This window comes from Pseudomonas sp. MWU12-2029 (assembly GCF_023242425.1).
In the GTDB taxonomy this organism is placed as follows: Bacteria; Pseudomonadota; Gammaproteobacteria; order Pseudomonadales; family Pseudomonadaceae; genus Aquipseudomonas; species Aquipseudomonas kribbensis.
This window is the reverse complement of record NZ_JALJDY010000001.1, coordinates 122,376-141,450: the sequence shown is the minus strand read 5'-3', so window position 1 is coordinate 141,450 and position 19,075 is coordinate 122,376. Positions and strand designations below refer to the sequence as shown.

Annotated in this window: 20 protein-coding genes; 19 read left to right on the top strand and 1 reads right to left on the bottom strand. The window is 61.3% G+C overall.

All coding sequences use genetic code 11. The features are described from left to right. Positions 1-131: 131 nt before the first annotated feature. Genes fliL through flhB form a run of 8 tightly spaced genes read left to right on the top strand, consistent with a single transcriptional unit; the run spans position 132 to position 5,570 of the window. Positions 132-635, top strand: a complete 504-nt coding sequence (fliL, locus tag M5B44_RS00695) for a flagellar basal body-associated protein FliL (RefSeq protein ID WP_065260765.1) — start codon at positions 132-134, stop codon at positions 633-635. Between the two features lie 9 nt (positions 636-644). After that, a complete protein-coding gene (gene fliM / locus M5B44_RS00690) occupies positions 645-1,613 on the top strand; it encodes a flagellar motor switch protein FliM (protein ID WP_003222890.1) in 969 nt (322 codons plus the stop codon). A 56-nt stretch (positions 1,614-1,669) separates the two neighbouring features. Beyond that, positions 1,670-2,128 carry a flagellar motor switch protein FliN gene (gene fliN / locus M5B44_RS00685; RefSeq protein WP_085710472.1) on the top strand — a complete coding sequence of 153 codons (459 nt, stop codon included), beginning with the start codon at positions 1,670-1,672 and terminating at the stop codon, positions 2,126-2,128. Next, entirely contained in the window at positions 2,129-2,614 is a 486-nt protein-coding gene (gene fliO / locus M5B44_RS00680) for a flagellar biosynthetic protein FliO (RefSeq protein ID WP_248737948.1), read from the top strand. Further along, positions 2,614-3,372: a flagellar type III secretion system pore protein FliP gene (fliP, locus tag M5B44_RS00675; protein ID WP_085710474.1), complete on the top strand. Its 759-nt coding sequence runs from the start codon at positions 2,614-2,616 to the stop codon at positions 3,370-3,372. The genes fliO and fliP overlap by 1 nt, the downstream gene beginning before the upstream one ends. Beyond that, positions 3,369-3,638 (top strand): flagellar biosynthesis protein FliQ, encoded by a 270-nt coding sequence (fliQ, locus tag M5B44_RS00670; protein ID WP_085710476.1) that lies wholly within the window; start codon positions 3,369-3,371, stop codon positions 3,636-3,638. Before fliP ends, fliQ begins: the two co-directional genes overlap by 4 nt. Positions 3,639-3,641: 3 nt before the next feature. Continuing rightward, positions 3,642-4,427 (top strand): flagellar biosynthetic protein FliR, encoded by a 786-nt coding sequence (gene fliR / locus M5B44_RS00665; protein WP_114881905.1) that lies wholly within the window; start codon positions 3,642-3,644, stop codon positions 4,425-4,427. 3 nt (positions 4,428-4,430) lie between these two features. Then, positions 4,431-5,570: a flagellar biosynthesis protein FlhB gene (gene flhB, locus M5B44_RS00660; protein ID WP_248737947.1), complete on the top strand. Its 1,140-nt coding sequence runs from the start codon at positions 4,431-4,433 to the stop codon at positions 5,568-5,570. Positions 5,571-5,679: 109 nt separating this feature from the next. On the opposite strand, the gene M5B44_RS00655 is transcribed toward flhB, so the two are convergent. Further along, entirely contained in the window at positions 5,680-6,054 is a 375-nt protein-coding gene (locus M5B44_RS00655) for a DUF6124 family protein (RefSeq protein WP_248737946.1), read from the bottom strand. 527 nt (positions 6,055-6,581) lie between these two features. Here M5B44_RS00655 and flhA point away from each other — a divergent pair. The 11 genes from flhA (at position 6,582) to M5B44_RS00600 (ending at position 19,075) form a co-directional block, all read left to right on the top strand. Continuing rightward, positions 6,582-8,711 (top strand): flagellar biosynthesis protein FlhA, encoded by a 2,130-nt coding sequence (gene flhA, locus M5B44_RS00650; protein WP_085710483.1) that lies wholly within the window; start codon positions 6,582-6,584, stop codon positions 8,709-8,711. Positions 8,712-8,722: 11 nt separating this feature from the next. Beyond that, complete coding sequence (gene flhF, locus M5B44_RS00645; protein ID WP_085710485.1) at positions 8,723-10,063, top strand: flagellar biosynthesis protein FlhF; 1,341 nt, start codon at positions 8,723-8,725, stop codon at positions 10,061-10,063. A 113-nt stretch (positions 10,064-10,176) separates the two neighbouring features. Then, complete coding sequence (gene fleN / locus M5B44_RS00640) at positions 10,177-11,007, top strand: flagellar synthesis regulator FleN (protein ID WP_003222917.1); 831 nt, start codon at positions 10,177-10,179, stop codon at positions 11,005-11,007. Next, positions 11,004-11,744 carry an RNA polymerase sigma factor FliA gene (gene fliA / locus M5B44_RS00635; protein ID WP_007951959.1) on the top strand — a complete coding sequence of 247 codons (741 nt, stop codon included), beginning with the start codon at positions 11,004-11,006 and terminating at the stop codon, positions 11,742-11,744. The genes fleN and fliA overlap by 4 nt, the downstream gene beginning before the upstream one ends. A 167-nt stretch (positions 11,745-11,911) precedes the next feature. Then, positions 11,912-12,283, top strand: a complete 372-nt coding sequence (locus M5B44_RS00630) for a chemotaxis response regulator CheY (protein ID WP_003183998.1) — start codon at positions 11,912-11,914, stop codon at positions 12,281-12,283. 17 nt (positions 12,284-12,300) lie between these two features. Further along, positions 12,301-13,089, top strand: a complete 789-nt coding sequence (locus tag M5B44_RS00625) for a protein phosphatase CheZ (RefSeq protein ID WP_007951961.1) — start codon at positions 12,301-12,303, stop codon at positions 13,087-13,089. 39 nt (positions 13,090-13,128) lie between these two features. Beyond that, the gene (locus tag M5B44_RS00620; protein WP_248737945.1) at positions 13,129-15,414 is read left to right on the top strand and encodes a chemotaxis protein CheA; all 2,286 of its coding nucleotides are present in this window, start codon (positions 13,129-13,131) and stop codon (positions 15,412-15,414) included. A gap of 49 nt (positions 15,415-15,463) precedes the next feature. After that, a complete protein-coding gene (locus M5B44_RS00615; protein ID WP_114881910.1) occupies positions 15,464-16,600 on the top strand; it encodes a protein-glutamate methylesterase/protein-glutamine glutaminase in 1,137 nt (378 codons plus the stop codon). Beyond that, positions 16,600-17,340: a flagellar motor protein gene (locus tag M5B44_RS00610; protein ID WP_085710490.1), complete on the top strand. Its 741-nt coding sequence runs from the start codon at positions 16,600-16,602 to the stop codon at positions 17,338-17,340. The genes M5B44_RS00615 and M5B44_RS00610 overlap by 1 nt, the downstream gene beginning before the upstream one ends. A gap of 12 nt (positions 17,341-17,352) precedes the next feature. Continuing rightward, entirely contained in the window at positions 17,353-18,243 is an 891-nt protein-coding gene (gene motD, locus M5B44_RS00605; protein WP_248737944.1) for a flagellar motor protein MotD, read from the top strand. Positions 18,244-18,286: 43 nt separating this feature from the next. Beyond that, positions 18,287-19,075: a ParA family protein gene (locus tag M5B44_RS00600; protein ID WP_007959220.1), complete on the top strand. Its 789-nt coding sequence runs from the start codon at positions 18,287-18,289 to the stop codon at positions 19,073-19,075.

Genomic DNA, 19,075 nt, shown 5'->3' with positions numbered 1-19,075 from the left:
AGGGAGCGGCCCTGTCCGCTCCCTCACCTGTTTTGCCACCGCTCTCCATTCCCCTCCGACACTTCTGGCATAACACTTGCTCTTGCCTTGCCGTGCGACTGTGAAAACCCGATTAGTGACGGATTATTGGCATGGCGAAGAGCGAAGCAGCAGCAGTAAAAGACCCCGCAACCAAAGGCAAACTCAAGATGATCATCGCGATCGTGCTCGGGTTGCTGCTGGCCATCGGCGCGTCTGTGGGGGCGACGTGGTTCTTCATGCACAGCGCCCAGAGCAAACCTGCGGCTGCCGTGGAAACCGCTCCGGTCGGCAAGCAGCCGGCGATTTTCGAGCCGATGGCGCCGGCCTTCGTGGCCAACTACAACCAGAACGGCCGTCAGCGCTACATGCAGGTGAGCATTACCATGCTGGCGCGCAACCAGGCTGATCTGGACGCGCTCAAAGTGCACATGCCGGTGATCCGCAACAACCTGGTGATGCTCTTCTCCGGTCAGGATTTCGCCACTTTGGCGACGCCGGTCGGTCAGGAGATGTTGCGCCAGAAGGCCACGGCCAGCGTCCAGGAAGTGGCGCAGAAAGAGCTGGGCAAAGTGGTGATCGAACAGTTGCTTTTCACTAATTTCGTACTGCAGTAGGAACACGACATGGCCGTGCAGGATCTGCTGTCCCAGGATGAAATCGACGCGCTGTTGCATGGCGTCGACGATGGTCTGGTACAGACCGATAACGCTGCCGAACCCGGCAGTGTCAAAAGCTACGACCTGACCAGCCAGGATCGCATCGTCCGTGGACGCATGCCGACTCTGGAGATGATCAACGAGCGTTTTGCCCGCTACACCCGCATCAGCATGTTCAACATGCTGCGCCGCTCGGCGGACGTTGCCGTCGGTGGCGTGCAGGTGATGAAGTTCGGCGAATACGTGCACTCGCTGTACGTACCGACCAGTCTCAACCTGGTCAAGATCAAACCCCTGCGCGGCACCGCGCTGTTCATCCTCGACGCCAAACTGGTGTTCAAGCTGGTGGACAACTTCTTCGGCGGCGACGGCCGTCACGCGAAGATCGAAGGGCGTGAATTCACCCCGACCGAACTGCGCGTGGTGCGCATGGTGCTGGAGCAGGCGTTCGTCGACCTGAAAGAAGCCTGGCAGGCGATCATGGAAGTCAATTTCGAGTACATCAACTCGGAAGTGAACCCGGCCATGGCCAACATCGTCGGCCCGAGCGAAGCGATCGTGGTCTCCACGTTCCACATCGAACTCGACGGCGGTGGCGGCGACCTGCACGTGACCATGCCGTACTCGATGATCGAGCCGGTGCGCGAAATGCTCGACGCCGGTTTCCAGTCGGACCTCGACGATCAGGACGAGCGCTGGGTCAACGCCCTGCGCCAGGACGTGCTGGATGTCGACGTGCCGATCGGCGCCACCGTGGCTCGCCGCCAGTTGAAACTGCGCGACATCCTGCACATGCAGCCGGGTGATGTGATCCCGGTCGAGATGCCGGAAGACATGATCATGCGCGCCAACGGCGTGCCGGCCTTCAAGGTCAAGATGGGCTCGCACAAAGGCAACCTCGCGTTGCAGGTGATCGAGCCGATCGAGCGCCGCTGAAGCGGCGCAACACCCCTTACGCCTTTAACTGAATTGTTGCCCGCCGAGGACAAATGATGAACGACGAAATGAACGCCCAGGACGATCAGGCACTGGCTGACGAGTGGGCTGCCGCCCTGGAAGAAACCGGTGAAGCCGGGCAGGCCGACATCGACGCGCTGCTGGCCGCCGACGCTGGCGTTTCGAGCTCCAACCGTCTGCCGATGGAAGAGTTCGGCAGCGTGCCGAAGAGCAACGAGCCGGTCAGCCTGGACGGTCCGAACCTGGACGTGATCCTCGACATCCCGGTGTCGATCTCGATGGAAGTGGGCAGCACCGACATCAACATCCGCAACCTGTTGCAACTCAACCAGGGTTCGGTGATCGAGCTCGATCGTCTGGCCGGTGAGCCGCTGGACGTGCTGGTCAACGGCACCCTCATCGCTCACGGCGAAGTGGTCGTGGTCAACGAAAAGTTCGGCATCCGCCTGACCGACGTGATCAGCCCAAGCGAACGCATCAAGAAGCTGCGCTGAGTGAAAAAGGTTCTGGGTTCCTTGCTGGCCGCGGTGCTGGCGCTGCCATTGACGGTCATGGCCGCCGAGCCTGCGGCTGCGACTGCTGCTGTGGCTCCTGCGTCTCCTGCGGCGCCCGTGATTGCTCCGGCAGTCAGCAGCGGTGTCGCCGGGCAATTGACGCAACTGGTGTTCGGCCTGCTGCTGGTGCTGGGGTTGATCTTCTTCCTCGCCTGGCTGCTGCGCCGGGTGCAGAACGCAGGGCCGGCGGGCAAGGGGCAGGTGATCGAACTGATCGGTTCCCGGGCGCTCGGGCCGCGTGACCGCTTGATGCTGGTTCAGGTCGGCAACGAGCAGATCCTGCTTGGTCTGAGTCCCGGCACGATCACCGCGCTGCACGTACTCAAGGAGCCGGTGGACGTCCCGGCCACCTCCGAAAAAGCGACTCCGGAATTTGCCCAGCATCTGTTGAAGATCCTCGGCAAGGATCAGAAGGATAAGAAGTAATGGGTGCGTTGCGCATCGTCTTGACCCTGGCCTTGATGTTGGCCGCGCCACTGGCGTTCGCCGCCGATCCGTTGTCGATCCCGGCGGTCACCCTGGGCACCAACGCCAACGGGGCGCAGGAGTATTCGGTCAGCCTGCAGATCCTGCTGATCATGACGGCGCTGAGCTTTATCCCGGCCGCCGTCATCCTGATGACCAGCTTCACCCGGATCATCATCGTCTTCTCGATCCTGCGTCAGGCCCTCGGTCTGCAGCAGACGCCGTCGAACCAGATCCTCACCGGCATGGCGCTGTTCCTGACCCTGTTCATCATGGCGCCGGTGTTCGACCGGGTGAACAACGATGCGCTGCAACCGTATCTGGCGGAGAAACTCACCGCCCAGCAAGCGGTGGAAAAGGCCCAGGTGCCGATCAAGGACTTCATGCTCGCGCAGACTCGCTCCAGCGATCTGGAGCTGTTCATGCGCCTGTCCAAACGCACTGACATCGCGACACCGGATCAGGCGCCGCTGACCATTTTGGTGCCGGCGTTCGTTACGTCCGAGCTGAAAACCGCGTTCCAGATCGGCTTCATGATTTTCATCCCGTTCCTGATCATCGACCTGGTCGTGGCCAGTGTGCTGATGGCGATGGGTATGATGATGCTGTCGCCGCTGATCATTTCCCTGCCGTTCAAGATCATGCTGTTCGTGCTGGTTGACGGATGGGCACTGATCATCGGCACCCTGGCCAGCAGTTTCGGAGGTGTTTCGCCATGACCCCAGAAGTAGCGGTCGACATCTTTCGCGAGGCCTTGTGGCTGACCACGATGATGGTCGCGATCCTGGTGGTCCCGAGTCTGCTGGTGGGCCTGCTGGTGTCGATGTTCCAGGCGGCGACGCAGATCAACGAACAGACCCTGAGCTTTCTGCCGCGTCTGCTGGTGATGCTGGTGACCCTGATCGTCGGCGGTCCGTGGATCATCCAGACCTTCATGGAATACATCATCCAGCTGTACAAAAACATTCCGCTGGTCATCGGCTAGGCCATGCAGTCGCTGCTTCAGTTGACCGACACCCAGATCAGTACCTGGGTGGCGACGTTCATGTTGCCGCTGTTTCGCATCGGCTCGATGCTGATGGTGATGCCGGTCTTCGGCACCACGCTGGTTCCCAAGCGCATCCGCCTGTACCTCGCACTGGCGATCACCGTGGTGATCTCGCCCAACCTGCCGCCCATGCCGGCGGTCAGTCCTCTCGATCTCAGCGGCTTGTTGTTGATTGCCGAGCAGATCCTGGTCGGTGCCGTGCTCGGGTTCTCTTTGCAGCTGTTCTTCCAGGCGTTCGTGATCGCGGGGCAGATCGTTGCGATTCAGATGGGCATGGGCTTCGCCTCGATGATCGACCCCACCAACGGCGTGTCGGTGGCGGTGATCGGGCAGTTCTTCACCATGCTGGTGACGTTGCTGTTCCTCGGCATGAACGGTCACCTCGTGGTCTTCGAGGTGCTGACTGAAAGCTTCACCACGCTGCCGGTCGGCGCCGGCCTGATGACCGCGCATTACTGGGAGCTGGCCGGCAAGCTCGGCTGGGTGCTTGGCGCGGCATTGATGCTGGTGCTGCCGGCGGTCACTGCGCTGCTGGTGGTCAACATTGCGTTCGGCGTGATGACCCGGGCGGCGCCGCAACTGAACATCTTCTCCATCGGTTTCCCGCTGACCCTTGTGCTCGGCCTGTTCATTGTCTGGGTCGGTCTGGCGGACATTCTCAACCAGTATCAGCCGCTGGCCGTCGAGGCCTTGCAGCTGCTACGCGAACTGGCACAGGCGCGCTGAGTCATGGCAGAGAGCGAGAGCGGTCAGGACAAGACAGAAGACCCCACGGAGAAGCGCAAAAAGGACTCCCGGGAAAAGGGTGAGATTGCGCGCTCCAAGGAGCTCAACACCCTGGCGATCATGCTTGCCGGTTCCGGCGCGCTGCTGGTGTTCGGCGGCATGCTCGCGCAGGACCTGATGGAGCTGATGCGCATGAACTTCACGCTGTCGCGGGAAGTGATCATGGATCAGGGCGCCATGGGCAAGTTTCTGATGAACTCCGGGCTGATTGCGCTGGTGGCGATCCAGCCGATCATGATCACTTTGCTGCTGGCGGCGTTTCTCGGGCCGATCGCCCTCGGTGGCTGGCTGTTCGCCGCCGGCTCCCTGGCGCCCAAGTTCAGCCGGATGAATCCCGCCTCCGGCATCAAGCGCATGTTCTCCGCGAAGTCGGTGATCGAACTGCTCAAGGCGCTGGCCAAATTCCTGATCATTCTGGCCGTGGCGCTGGTGGTGCTGTCCGGAGATGTCGATGACCTGCTGCGCATCGCTCACGAACCCATCGACCGGGCCATCATTCACAGCCTGCAAGTGGTGGGCTGGAGCACGCTGTGGATGGCCTGCGGTCTGATCATCATCGCGGCCGTCGACGTCCCGGTGCAGCTCTGGGAGAGCATCAAAAAGCTCAAGATGACCAAGCAGGAAGTGCGCGACGAGCACAAGGACCAGGAAGGCCGGCCGGAGGTCAAGCAGCGGATCCGTCAGGTGCAGCGCGAGATGTCGCAGCGGCGGATGATGGCGGCAATCCCGGATGCCGACGTGGTCATTACCAACCCGACCCACTACGCCGTGGCGCTCAAGTACGACTCGGAGAAGGGCGGGGCGCCGGTACTGCTGGCCAAGGGCAGCGACTTCCTGGCACTGAAGATCCGCGAAATCGCCGTGGCCAACGAAGTCATGCTGCTCGAATCGCCGGCCCTGGCGCGTTCGATCTACTACTCCACCGAGCTGGAAGAAGAAATTCCCGGCGGCCTGTACCTGGCGGTCGCTCAGGTGCTGGCCTACGTCTACCAGATCCGCCAGCACCGCGCGGGCAAGGGCAAGTTCCCCGAGCCGCTCAAGGATGACTTGCCGATTCCGCCGGATCTGCGGCGCGATTCCTGACTTTGTGGTGATGAAAAAAAACCGCCTTCCGGTTGAACCCGGTGGCGGTTTTTTTATGCCCGATGACATGCGTTGGCATTGAGGCCGCCACGACGCATTTCTCAAGCCTTTACACGGAGGTCTGCGACGGCGTTAGTTCCAGATTATTCAACACCCGATTCGCAGCCAGTTCCCCGAGCATGATCAGTTGCCCGATACCCGTCAGCGTCCTGCGTTGCGAGGCGGGCATGAGATGGGCGAAGTCATTGGCGATGGTTCTGGCGGAAGCGAGGGTTTCGCAAAGCTCGACCAGCAGCTCTTCGTTTTTGAAGTCTGCGGTGACGGCAAACATTCGGCGGGTTATGCGCGGTGGTGGTGTGGAGCCGGGCGGGCAGAGGTAGTGATCGAGGGCGCGGTCGGCGGCTTCGTGAAGCTTTCTGGAGTCGAGCGATTCGTAGGGCGAGGCGGGGTCGGTTTCAGGTGGGTTGGGTGTTGGTTTGATCATGGTGAAGCTCCTTTGGGGTGGAGCCGCCAGATCCAGTCGCTAAACAGGAAGGTGGCGGCTGTACGCAGGTTAGCGAACCGGTCAAAGGCACCCGGCAGACCGCAAGGGTCTCCCGCATACAGCCACCATAACGAAATTGCAGACATACAGATCCGCAACGAAGCCTGGAACGCTGGTGCACCTTTAATCTGAGCGAGTCGCTAAACCCGATCGCTGATTCGTCAGCGACCGACCCACAATAGAACCCGACCCCAAGGCGCACAAGCCGGCGGATTCTGGCGTAGCTGTAGGCAATGGCGCAAGAATTCGTAGCCTCCAAGGCGTGTCTGAAGGTGTCTTTTAAACACCCGAGTTTAGAAGGCACTTTTTGCTGACTTCCTGCGAAGGCGGCATCCCGCCCAGCAGAAAAAACCACACTCAAACCCCTCTGTTTCAATCATCGGCAAAAGTTGGAAGGCTTCTTGCAGTAGCCGCCGTGCGTCCGCTCTGGGCGTCAAAAGTTTGCTTTAAAGGAACGGGGAAAACCGGTGGATCGCTCTCAGTTAATCAACAGTGCTCGCTCGAACATTGCCGATCTCAGTCGGGGCAATCTGGGTGTGCCGCTGTTGCTGCTGGTCATGCTGGCGATGATGATGTTGCCGGTGCCGCCGTTCCTGCTCGACGTGTTCTTCACCTTCAACATTGCCCTGTCCATCGTCGTGCTGCTGGTCTGCGTGTACGCCTTGCGGCCGCTGGATTTCGCGGTGTTCCCGACGATCCTGCTGGTGGCGACGCTGTTGCGACTGGCGCTGAACGTGGCGTCGACGCGGGTGGTGATGCTCCACGGTCAGGACGGCCACGCCGCTGCCGGTAAGGTGATCCAGGCCTTCGGTGAGGTGGTGATCGGCGGTAACTACGTGGTCGGTATCGTAGTCTTCGCGATCTTGATGATCATCAACTTCGTCGTGGTGACCAAGGGTGCGGGGCGTATTTCCGAGGTGAGCGCGCGCTTCACCCTCGACGCGATGCCCGGCAAACAAATGGCCATCGACGCCGACCTCAACGCCGGTTTGATCGACCAGACCCAGGCCAAGGCCCGCCGTCAGGAAGTGGCCCAGGAAGCAGAGTTCTACGGTTCGATGGACGGTGCCAGCAAGTTCGTGCGCGGTGACGCCATCGCCGGCCTGCTGATTCTGTTCATCAACCTGATCGGCGGCATGGCGGTCGGTATCTTCCAGCACAACATGTCCTTCGCTGACGCCGGCAAGGTTTACGCCTTGCTGACCATCGGTGACGGTTTAGTGGCGCAATTGCCATCACTGTTGTTATCTACAGCTGCAGCGATCATGGTGACCCGTGCTTCCGGTTCGGAAGACATGGGCAAACAGATCAATCGCCAGATGTTCGCCTCGCCGAAAGCGCTGGCGGTAGCGGCCGGTCTGATGGCGGTCATGGGCCTGGTGCCGGGCATGCCGCATTTCTCGTTCCTGACCATGGCCGCACTGGCTGCCGGTGGCGCATACCTGTTCTGGAAGAAGCAGAACGTGGCCAAGGTGCAGGCGCTGGAAGAGGTCAAACGTCAGCAGGAGCTGCTGCCGTCGCCGGCTCGCGCCATGGAAACCAAAGAGCTGGGCTGGGACGACGTGACACCCATCGACATGATCGGCCTGGAAGTAGGCTATCGCCTGATTCCGCTGGTGGACCGCAACCAGGGCGGCCAGTTGCTGGCGCGGATCAAGGGCGTGCGCAAGAAGCTCTCGCAGGATCTGGGCTTCCTGATGCCGACCGTGCACATCCGCGACAACCTCGACCTGGCACCGAGCGCCTATCGCCTGACCCTGATGGGCGTGATTCTGGCCGAGGCCGAGATCTACCCGGATCGCGAACTGGCGATCAACCCGGGGCAGGTCTACGGCACGCTCAACGGCATCACCGCCAAAGATCCGGCTTTCGGCCTGGAGGCGGTGTGGATCGAAGTCAGCCAGCGCGCCCAGGCGCAATCGCTCGGTTACACCGTGGTGGACGCCAGTACCGTGGTCGCCACCCACTTGAACCAGATTCTGTACAAGCACTCCAGCGAGCTGATCGGCCACGAGGAAGTGCAGCAACTCATGCAATTGCTGGCCAAGAGCTCGCCGAAACTGGCGGAAGAGCTGGTGCCGGGTGTGGTCACGTTGTCGCAGCTGCTGAAAGTGTTGCAGGCGCTGCTGGCCGAACACGTGCCGGTGCGCGACATCCGCAGTATTGCCGAAGCTATCGCCAACAATGCCGCCAAGAGTCAAGATACCGCCGCTTTGGTGGCCGCTGTGCGGGTTGGCGTATCCCGTGCAATCGTCCAAAGCATTGTAGGGACTGAGTCCGAGCTGCCAGTCATCACGCTGGAGCCAAGGTTGGAACAAATATTGCTCAATAGTCTGCAGAAGGCAGGACAAGGCTCGGAAGAGGGCGTTCTGCTGGAGCCAAGCATGGCCGAGAAGCTGCAACGTTCGCTCATCGAAGCGGCGCAGCGTCAGGAAATGCAAGGTCAGCCGGTGATCCTGTTGGTAGCAGGCCCGGTTCGCGCGATGCTCTCGCGCTTTGGTCGCCTGGCAGTTCCCGGACTGCATGTGCTGGCCTACCAGGAAATTCCGGACAACAAGCAAGTGACCATCGTTGCGACAGTAGGGCCCAACGGCTGAGGTAGTGGTTTATGCAAGTTAAGCGTTTTTTCGCCGCCGATATGCGTCAGGCCATGAAGCTGGTTCGTGATGAGCTGGGCGCTGATGCCGCCATCATTGGCAACCGCCGCATTGCCGGCGGCGTCGAGCTGACGGCGGCGCTGGATTACAAACTGTCGGCGCTGGCGCCACGGGTTCCGAACATGGAACTCGAAGACGAGCTGCGCAAGACCCAGTCGCGCATCGTCACCGCCCAGGCCGAGCTGAGCATGCGTGGTGAGGCCGACGGCAACACCAATCGCCAGTTGTTCTCCGGTCTGCCATTGACCGCCGGCCTGCCGCTGACGGCTGCCGAGCCTCTGACAGAACCGACGTACGCCGCACCGGCCCGTCCAGCCCCGGCACCTGCGCCGGCTGCCGCTGGCGTCGATCCGCGTGCGCTGGATTCGATGCGTTTCGAACTCAACAGCCTGCGCGAGCTGATGGAAGTTCAGCTCGGCACCCTGGCCTGGAATCAGCTGCAAGGCAGCCGTCCGGCCCAGGCCAATCTGTATCGTCGTCTGCAACGCATCGGTCTGTCCGGCCCGTTGTCCCGCGACCTGCTGGCGCTGACCAGCGATATCGAAGAACCTCGTCAGGCCTGGCGCATGTTGCTCGCGCACCTGGCGCGGATGATCGCCACACCGGAAGTCGAGCCGCTGGAAGAGGGCGGTGTGATTGCCATGGTCGGCCCGGCCGGCATGGGCAAGACCACCACCCTCGCCAAACTGGCTGCCCGTTACGTGCTCAAGTACGGCGCGCAGAACATTGCGCTGGTGAGCATGGACAGTTTCCGCATCGGCGCTCAGGAACAGTTGAAAACCCTGGGCCGGATCCTCAATGTGTCGGTGACCCACGTCGACCCGGGCCAGTCCCTGGTGCAGGCGCTGGATCCACTGCTGCGCAAACGCGTGGTGCTGATCGACACCGCCGGCCTGCAGGCCAGCGATCCGGCACTGCGCATGCAGCTGGAAAGTCTGGCCGGTCGTGGCATTCGGTCGAAAAATTATCTGGTGCTGGCAACCACCAGCCAGAAACAGGTTCTAACCGCCGCTTATCACAGTTACAAGCGTTGCGGGCTCGCCGGGTGCATCCTGACTAAACTGGATGAGACGGCCAGCCTTGGCGAAGTGCTGAGCCTGGCGATCAGTCATGAACTGCCGGTCGCCTACCTGACCGATGGCCCACGGATTCCGGATGATCTGCATCTGCCGCGCCGTCATCAATTGGTCAGCCGCGCCGTCAGCGTGCAAATGCAGGAAGAACCCAGCGAAGAAGCCATGGCTGACATGTTCGCTGATATCTACCACAGCCCGACCAAGCAGGTTGGCTGAGGTAATGAACAGTTTTTGTACCTACATCGATGGTCTGCCACGCATTGTTCCGGTTGTGAACGCGCAGCCAGTAATGTGGCCTCCGTCTATGCAAGACAAGGTAAAGAAATAACATGGGCAGCATGCATCCCGTACAGGTGATCGCGGTGACCGGCGGCAAAGGTGGCGTCGGCAAGACTAACGTGTCAGTGAACTTGTCCCTGGCGCTGGCAGAGCTTGGCCGTCGGGTCATGCTGCTGGATGCCGACCTGGGTCTGGCGAACGTCGACGTTCTGCTGGGCCTGACGCCCAAACGTACTCTGGCCGATGTGATCGAGGGCCGCTGCGAGCTGCGCGACGTGCTGTTGCAAGGTCCCGGCGGGATCCGCATCGTGCCGGCCGCTTCCGGCACGCAAAGCATGGTTCACCTGAGCCCGGCCCAGCATGCCGGTCTGATTCAGGCGTTCAGCGACATCGGCGACAATCTCGACGTGCTGGTGATCGACACCGCTGCGGGTATTGGTGACTCGGTAGTCAGTTTCGTTCGCGCGGCGCAAGAAGTGTTGCTGGTGGTCTGCGACGAGCCGACCTCGATCACCGACGCCTACGCGCTGATCAAGCTGCTCAACCGCGATTACGGCATGAACCGCTTCCGCGTCCTGGCCAACATGGCCCAGAGCCCGCAGGAAGGTCGCAACCTGTTCGCGAAGTTGACCAAGGTCACGGATCGCTTCCTCGACGTCGCCTTACAATACGTCGGTGCGGTGCCTTACGACGAAAGCGTGCGCAAGGCGGTGCAGAAGCAGCGTGCGGTCTATGAAGCCTTCCCGCGTTCCAAGTGCGCACTGGCATTCAAGGCGATCGCGCAAAAGGTCGACACCTGGCCGCTGCCCGCCAACCCGCGCGGCCATCTCGAATTTTTCGTCGAGCGCCTCGTGCAGCAAACGGCAGGACCTGTGCTATGACCGCCAGCGGTATGAACCTTTACAAAAAGTCGGCGCGTGACGCGCAGTACGAGCTGATCGAGCGTTACGCGCCACTGGTCAAACGCATCGCCTACCACTTGCTGGCGCGGTTGCCGGCCAGTGTGCAGGTCGAAGACCTGATCCAGGCCGGGATGATCGGCCTGCTCGAAGTCTCGACCAAATACGACGCCAGCAAGGGCGCCAGTTTCGAAACGTACGCGGGCATCCGGATCCGCGGCGCGATGCTCGATGAAGTCCGCAAGGGGGACTGGGCACCGCGCTCGGTTCACCGCAATACCCGTATGGTCAGCGACGCGATTCGCTCGATTGAAGCTAAAACCGGCCGTGACGCTAAAGATCACGAGGTTGCGGCCGAACTCCAGTTGAGTCTCGACGATTACTACGGGATTTTGAACGACACCCTGGGCAGCCGACTGTTCAGTTTCGACGACCTGTTGCAGGACGGCGAACACGAAGGGCTGCACGAGGATGGCGCCAGTGCTCATCTTGAGCCGTCACGCGATCTGGAAGATGAACGCTTCCAGGCGGCGCTGGCGGACGCGATTGCCAATTTGCCGGAGCGTGAGCGACTGGTGTTGGCGCTGTACTACGACGAAGAACTGAACCTCAAGGAAATCGGTGAAGTCCTTGGCGTCAGTGAATCGCGGGTCAGCCAGTTACACAGCCAGTGCGCGGCCCGCTTGCGGGGGCGTTTGGGGGAGTGGCGAGCGCGCTGAAGGCAGTGTGGGGACACTGCGAACGAGGCTGGTGCGGTGGTGAACGGCACCGGTCTTGCTCTGTTGTGCTCCAGACAGTCATCGAGTGCTTTGCCGGATTGATTGAAATGGCGCGTTCAGGTGCTGGACGCGTTTAAGACTGCTTGGAGGTCGAATTGAACAAAGACATGAAAATCCTCATCGTTGATGACTTCTCAACGATGCGGCGGATCATCAAGAACCTGTTGCGTGACCTCGGGTTCACCAACACCGTTGAAGCCGACGATGGCACCACCGCCATTCCGGTGCTCAACAGCGGCAGCATCGACTTTCTGGTGACCGACTGGAACATGCCCGGCATGACCGGTATCGACCTGCTGCGTCACGTGCGCGCCGATGAAAAACTCAAGCACTTGCCAGTGCTGATGGTGACCGCTGAAGCCAAGCGCGAGCAGATCATCGAAGCGGCCCAGGCCGGCGTTAACGGCTACGTGGTCAAACCTTTCACGGCTCAGGCGCTGAAAGAAAAAATCGAGAAGATTTTCGAACGCATCGGCTGATGACGCGCGGGGGAGCTATGGAGCATAAAGAATCTTCACAGGGCGACTTCGAGTCGACGCTGAAAAAACACGCGGTCGAACTGGTCGAAAGCCTTGAAAAAGGCAGGTTCGGCGACGCTGTGCAACTGATCCATGAGCTCAATCAGACCCGTGACCGTGGCCTGTACCAGGAAGTCGGCAAGCTCACGCGCGAACTGCACAGTGCAATCGTCAACTTCCAGATCGACCCGCACATGCCGCAGGCCGAGGAAGTGTCGCAGATCACTGATGCGACCGAGCGCCTGGGCTATGTGGTCAAGCTGACCGAAGCTGCGGCCAACCGCACCATGGATCTGGTGGAAAGCGCCACGCCGGTGGTCAATGGTCTGGCTGATGAAGCCCAGGCGTTGAGTGCCGACTGGGGACGTTTCATGCGCCGCGAAGTCGGGGCTGAAGAGTTCCGCGAACTGGCGCGTCGGGTCGACGGTTTTCTGGCACGCAGCAGCGCGGACAACCGCGCGGTGTCGAGCAACCTCAACGACATTCTGCTGGCCCAGGATTACCAGGATCTCACCGGTCAGGTGATCAAGCGCGTGACCCAACTGGTCACCGAAGTCGAAAGCAATTTGCTCAAACTCGTCCTTATGGCCAGTCAGGTTGACCGCTTTGCGGGTATCGAACATGACCGTGCGGCGATGCTCGCTGAAAAAGATCCACAAAAACATCTCTCGCAGGGTGAAGGTCCGCAGATTCATGCCGATAAACGAGAAGACGTTGTGTCCGGTCAGGACGATGTGGACGATTTGCTATCCAGCCTTGGATTTTGAGTTTTTTTGGGTTTTTAGACCTGTAGGAGCACCCCATTAATGAGCTTCGGCGCCGATGAAGAGATCCTTCAGGATTTCCTGGTTGAGGCCGGCGAGATTCTTGAGCAACTGTCCGAACAACTGGTCGAGCTGGAAAGCCGCCCGGATGACGCAGATCTGCTCAACGCAATTTTTCGCGGTTTCCACACTGTAAAAGGGGGCGCCGGCTTCCTTCAGCTCAACGAGCTGGTGGAGTGCTGTCACATCGCCGAAAACGTGTTCGACATCCTGCGCAAGGGTGAGCGTCGCGTAGATGCAGAACTGATGGACGTGGTGCTTGAAGCGCTGGACGCGGTGAACAGCATGTTCAGCGAAGTCCGCGATCGCAGCCCGATTACCGCTGCAACCCCGGAACTGCTGGCCGCTCTGGCGCGCCTGGCCGAACCGCAATCGGCGGATGAAGCTCCGGCTTCGCCCGTGGCCGAGATGATCGAAGAGCTGGTCGTTGAAAACGAAACCGGCGACTCCGGCGACATCACCGATAACGAATTTGAACAGCTGCTGGACTCGCTGAACGCCGTCAAGGCCGAAGCCGAAGCCCCGGCGGCTGCCGCTGCGCCGGCTTCCGACGAAGCGGCCAGCGATGAAATCACCGACGCCGAGTTCGAGTCGCTGCTCGACCAGTTGCACGGCAAGGGCCAGTTCGCGGCGGACGCCGTGGCACCGGCGGCCGCTGCGCCTGCTGCTCCGGCGGCGGGTGACAGCTCGGACATCACCGACGACGAATTCGAAGCCTTGCTCGATCAGTTGCACGGCAAGGGCAACTTTGCTGTCGATGCGCTGGAGTCGGCGATTGCTTCCGTCCCTGCGAATGCAAATGCTGCCCCGGCAGCGGCTGCAGCCGGTAGCGATCTGATCACCGACCACGAGTTCGAATCGCTGCTCGACGATCTGCATGGCAAAGGCAAGTTCACTGACGTCGCCACCGGTGCCGTCGTGACGGCCGGCAATGCTTCGGCGGTTGCAGCGCCTGCCGCCAAGGCCCCGGCCGCTGCGGCGAAACCTGCTGCAAAAGCGCCTGAGCCAAAAGCCGAACCGGCCAAACCGGCTGCCGCTGCCGCACCGGCTCCGGCCCGTGCTCCGGCGACTCCGCCACCGGAAAAACCGGCGAGCGAAGCCGAGACTACCGTGCGTGTAGACACCGCGCGTCTCGACGAAATCATGAACATGGTCGGCGAGCTGGTACTGGTGCGTAACCGTCTGGTGCGTCTGGGCCTGAACAGCGGCGACGAGTCGATGCAGAAGGCCGTGTCGAACCTCGACGTGGTTACCGCCGACCTGCAGACCGCTGTCATGAAGACCCGGATGCAGCCGATCAAGAAAGTCTTCGGCCGCTTCCCGCGTCTGGTTCGCGACCTCGCGCGTCAGCTCAAGAAAGAAATCAACCTGGAACTGGTGGGCGAAGAGACCGACCTCGACAAGAACCTCGTCGAGGCACTGGCCGACCCGCTGGTCCACTTGGTGCGCAACGCGGTCGACCACGGCATCGAGTCGCCGGAAGAACGCGAAGCGTCGGGCAAGGCCCGTGGCGGCAAGGTGATCCTGGCCGCTGAACAGGAAGGCGACCATATCCTGCTGTCGATTTCCGATGACGGCAAAGGCATGGACCCGAACGTCCTGCGCGCCATCGCCGTGAAACGCGGTGTGATGGACAAGGATGCCGCCGATCGCCTGAGCGACACCGAGTGCTACAACCTGATCTTCGCCCCGGGCTTCTCGACCAAGACCGAGATCTCCGACGTGTCCGGCCGTGGTGTCGGCATGGACGTGGTGAAGACCAAGATTTCCCAGCTCAACGGTTCGATCAACATCTACTCGACCAAGGGCGCCGGCTCGAAAATCGTCATCAAGGTACCGCTGACGCTGGCGATCATGCCGACCCTGATGGTGATGCTCGGCAACCAGGCGTTCGCGTTCCCGCTGGTGAACGTCAACGAAATCTTCCACCTCGACCTGTCGACCACCAACGTGGTGGATGGCCAGGAAGTGGTGATCGTGCGGGACAAGGCGCTGCCATTGTTCTACCTCAAGCGCTGGCTGGTCAGCTCCGCCGCTCACGAAGAGCAGCGCGAAGGCCATGTGGTGATCCTTTCGGTGGGCACCCAGCGGATCGGCTTCGTCGTCGATCAACTGGTCGGCCAGGAAGAAGTGGTCATCAAGCCATTGGGCAAAATGCTGCAGGGAACCCCGGGCATGTCCGGCGCCACCATTACCGGTGACGGCCGCATTGCGCTGATTCTCGATGTTCCAAGCATGCTCAAGCGTTACGCCGCACGGCGTATTTGAATCCGGGGCAGCGGGGCGACAACGTCCCGCTGCACCTAATGGAGTGTTTATGGCAGTCAAAGTCCTGGTGGTGGACGATTCGGGTTTTTTCCGCCGCCGCGTCTCGGAAATTCTTTCAGCGGATCCGAGCATCCAGGTTGTCGGTACGGCAACCAACGGTAAAGAGGCGATCGATCAGGCCCTGGCCCTCAAGCCGGACGTGATCACCATGGACTACGAGATGCCGATGATGGATGGCATCACGGCGGTGCGGCACATCATGCAGCGCTGCCCGACCCCGGTGTTGATGTTCTCCTCGCTGACCCATGAAGGCGCCCGGGTGACCCTGGATGCGCTGGATGCCGGCGCGGTGGATTTCCTGCCGAAGAATTTCGAGGACATCTCGCGCAATCCGGAGAAGGTCAAGCAACTGCTGTGCGAGAAGGTGCACAGCATCTCGCGCAGCAACCGTCGTTTCAGTGCCTACAGTGCGCCGGCGCCAGCCGCTGCACCGGCACCTGCGCCGACTCCGGCTGCGGCACCGTCGAGCTTTGGCAGCCACAGTGCTCCGGCTCGTCCGGCACCCGCGCCTGCCCCGGCTCGCGCTCCGGCCGCCAGCGCTTCGTCGCCGGCGCCGAAACGCAAGGCCTACAAACTGGTGGCGATCGGCACCTCGACCGGTGGCCCGGTTGCGCTGCAACGGGTTTTGACCCAGTTGCCGGCCAACTTCCCGGCGCCGATCGTGCTGATCCAGCACATGCCGGCGGCCTTCACCAAGGCCTTCGCCGAGCGTCTGGACAAGCTGTGCCGCATCAGCGTCAAGGAAGCCGAGGATGGCGACATCCTGCGTCCGGGCCTGGCGCTGCTGGCACCGGGTGGCAAGCAGATGATGATCGACGGCCGTGGCGCGGTGAAAATCCTGCCGGGCGACGAGCGTCTGAACTACAAGCCTTGCGTGGACATCACCTTCGGTTCCGCAGCGAAATCCTACAGCGACAAAGTTCTGGCGGTCGTACTGACCGGCATGGGCGCCGACGGTCGCGAAGGCGCGCGTCTGCTCAAGCAGGGCGGCAGCACCGTCTGGGCCCAGGACGAAGCCAGTTGCGTGATCTACGGCATGCCGATGGCGATCGTCAAAGCTGACCTCGCGGATGCGGTGTACGGTCTGGACGATATCGGCAAGCACATCGTCGAGGCGTGTATCTGATGGATGTTCTAAGCCTTATCGGGATCATCATGGCGTTTGTCGCCATCATCGGCGGCAACTTCCTTGAAGGTGGTCACCTCGGCGCACTGGCCAACGGCCCGGCGGCGCTGATCGTGCTCGGCGGGACCATCGGTGCCGCCTTGCTGCAATCGCCGATGAGCGCGTTCAAGCGTGCCATGCAAATCCTCGCCTGGATCTTTTTCCCGCCCCGTGTGGATCTGGCCGGCGGCATCGACCGCGTCGTCAACTGGAGCCTCACCGCACGCAAGGAAGGTCTGCTGGGCCTGGAAGGCGTGGCGGATGCCGAACCCGACGCCTACTCGCGCAAGGGCCTGCAACTGCTGGTCGACGGTGCCGAGCCGGAAGCGATCCGCAGCATTCTCGAAGTGGATTTCTACACCCAGGAAGCCCGCGACATCGAAGCCGCCAAGGTCTTTGAAAGCATGGGCGGCTACGCGCCGACCATCGGTATCATCGGTGCGGTGATGGGCCTGATCCATGTGATGGGCAACCTGGCCGATCCGTCGCAACTGGGCAACGGCATCGCCGTGGCATTTGTCGCCACCATCTACGGTGTGGCCAGTGCCAACCTGGTGTTGCTGCCGGTCGCTGCCAAGCTCAAGTCAATTGCGTTGCGGCAGTCGCGTTATCGCGAAATGTTGTTGGAAGGTATTTTGTCGATCGCTGAAGGTGAAAACCCACGCTCCATCGAGTTGAAGCTTCAGGGCTTCATGGATTAAGGGACTAACCTCATGGCACGTCGTCGCCAGCATGAAGAGCATGTAAACCATGAACGTTGGCTGGTTTCCTACGCCGACTTCATCACCTTGCTCTTTGCCTTTTTCGTGGTGATGTACTCCATCTCGTCGATCAACGAAGGCAAGTACAAGGTCATCTCCGAAGCGTTGATCGGGGTCTTCACCGACTCCGACCGCTCGCTCAAGCCGATCCCGATCGGTGAAGAGCGCCCGAAAACCGTGACCCCGGCCAAGCCGCTGGTCAAGGACTCCGAACAGGTCGATGCCGGCATTGCCGGGGCCAGCGATCCGCTGAAAAGCATCGCCGACGATATCAGCGCCGCGTTCGGCGACCTGATCGCGAGCAACCAGATGACCGTGCGCGGCAATGAGCTGTGGGTCGAGATCGAACTCAACTCCAGCCTGTTGTTCGGCAGCGGTGATGCGATGCCGAGCGACATCGCGTTCAACATCATCGACAAGGTTGCAACGATCCTCAAACCGTTCGACAACCCGATCCACGTCGAAGGCTTTACCGACGATCAACCGATCCGCACCGCGCAGTACCCGACCAACTGGGAACTGTCTTCGGCGCGTTCGGCGAGCATCGTGCGCATGCTGGCGATGCAGGGCGTCAACCCTGGCCGCATGGCTTCGGTGGGTTACGGCGAATTCCAGCCGGTGGCCAACAACGCCACTGCCGAAGGCCGGGCGAAGAACCGTCGCGTGGTGCTGGTGGTGTCGCGCAATCTCGATGTTCGTCGCAGCCTCACAGGCACCGGAACCGCCAATGCAACACCGGACGCCGCGTTGAAGCGTGCTGGCACACAAACTGCACCGACCCCGGTCAAGACGCCGGGACGCGAGAGTGCCGTCAATTCTCCGTCGCCCGCATTAATACGCTGAGCCATGTCTCGGCCGAGCATCTCGGCCGGGAGGAACAATCCGAATGAGAGTCTGGGCAGTCGCCAATCAAAAGGGTGGTGTTGGTAAAACCACTTCTTCCATCGCTTTAGCCGGTTTGCTGGCCGAGGCGGGCAAACGCGTGGTCGTGGTCGATCTCGACCCGCACGGCTCGATGACCAGCTATTTCGGTTACGACCCCGACAGCCTGGAACACAGCAACTACGACCTGTTTCTGCACAAGGGCAGTGTGCCGCAAGGCCTGCCGGGCCAGTTGCTGCTGTCCACCAGCGATGAACGCATTTCCCTGCTGCCGTCGAGCACCGCGCTGGCAACCCTCGAGCGTCAGTCGCCGGGGCAGAGTGGACTGGGCCTGGTGATCGCCAAGAGTCTGGCGCAGCTGTGGCAGGACTTCGATTACGCAATCATCGACAGCCCGCCGTTGCTCGGCGTGCTGATGGTCAACGCCCTGGCCGCCAGTCAGCAACTGGTGATCCCGGTGCAGACCGAACACCTGGCCGTCAAAGGCCTGGAACGCATGGTCAACACCCTGGCGATGATCAACCGTTCGCGCAAACAGGCGCTGCCGTTCAGTATCGTGCCGACCCTGTTCGACCGCCGCACCCAGGCGTCGATGGGCACCTTGCGCGTGCTGCGTGACAAATTCCCCGACGAGATCTGGCAGGGTTACATCCCGGTCGATACCCGTCTGCGCGACGCCAGCCGTGCCGGTGTCACGCCTTCGCAATTCGACGGCAAGAGCCGTGGCGTGCTGGCCTATCGCGCGCTGCTCAAGCATCTGCTGGCGCAACAACTCGTTCCGCAGGTGGCCTGA

Bases quoted from the DNA above. Each gene is read 5' to 3' on its own strand.
- fliL (WP_065260765.1), top strand. From the start codon at position 132: ATGGCGAAGAGCGAAGCAGCAGCAGTAAAAGACCCCGCAACCAAAGGC.
- fliM (WP_003222890.1), top strand. From the start codon at position 645: ATGGCCGTGCAGGATCTGCTGTCCCAGGATGAAATCGACGCGCTGTTG.
- fliN (WP_085710472.1), top strand. From the start codon at position 1,670: ATGAACGACGAAATGAACGCCCAGGACGATCAGGCACTGGCTGACGAG.
- fliP (WP_085710474.1), top strand. From the start codon at position 2,614: ATGGGTGCGTTGCGCATCGTCTTGACCCTGGCCTTGATGTTGGCCGCG.
- fliQ (WP_085710476.1), top strand. From the start codon at position 3,369: ATGACCCCAGAAGTAGCGGTCGACATCTTTCGCGAGGCCTTGTGGCTG.
- fliR (WP_114881905.1), top strand. From the start codon at position 3,642: ATGCAGTCGCTGCTTCAGTTGACCGACACCCAGATCAGTACCTGGGTG.
- flhB (WP_248737947.1), top strand. From the start codon at position 4,431: ATGGCAGAGAGCGAGAGCGGTCAGGACAAGACAGAAGACCCCACGGAG.
- M5B44_RS00655 (WP_248737946.1), bottom strand. From the start codon at position 6,054: ATGATCAAACCAACACCCAACCCACCTGAAACCGACCCCGCCTCGCCC.
- flhF (WP_085710485.1), top strand. From the start codon at position 8,723: ATGCAAGTTAAGCGTTTTTTCGCCGCCGATATGCGTCAGGCCATGAAG.
- fleN (WP_003222917.1), top strand. From the start codon at position 10,177: ATGGGCAGCATGCATCCCGTACAGGTGATCGCGGTGACCGGCGGCAAA.
- fliA (WP_007951959.1), top strand. From the start codon at position 11,004: ATGACCGCCAGCGGTATGAACCTTTACAAAAAGTCGGCGCGTGACGCG.
- M5B44_RS00630 (WP_003183998.1), top strand. From the start codon at position 11,912: ATGAAAATCCTCATCGTTGATGACTTCTCAACGATGCGGCGGATCATC.
- M5B44_RS00625 (WP_007951961.1), top strand. From the start codon at position 12,301: ATGGAGCATAAAGAATCTTCACAGGGCGACTTCGAGTCGACGCTGAAA.
- M5B44_RS00620 (WP_248737945.1), top strand. From the start codon at position 13,129: ATGAGCTTCGGCGCCGATGAAGAGATCCTTCAGGATTTCCTGGTTGAG.
- M5B44_RS00615 (WP_114881910.1), top strand. From the start codon at position 15,464: ATGGCAGTCAAAGTCCTGGTGGTGGACGATTCGGGTTTTTTCCGCCGC.
- M5B44_RS00610 (WP_085710490.1), top strand. From the start codon at position 16,600: ATGGATGTTCTAAGCCTTATCGGGATCATCATGGCGTTTGTCGCCATC.
- motD (WP_248737944.1), top strand. From the start codon at position 17,353: ATGGCACGTCGTCGCCAGCATGAAGAGCATGTAAACCATGAACGTTGG.
- M5B44_RS00600 (WP_007959220.1), top strand. From the start codon at position 18,287: ATGAGAGTCTGGGCAGTCGCCAATCAAAAGGGTGGTGTTGGTAAAACC.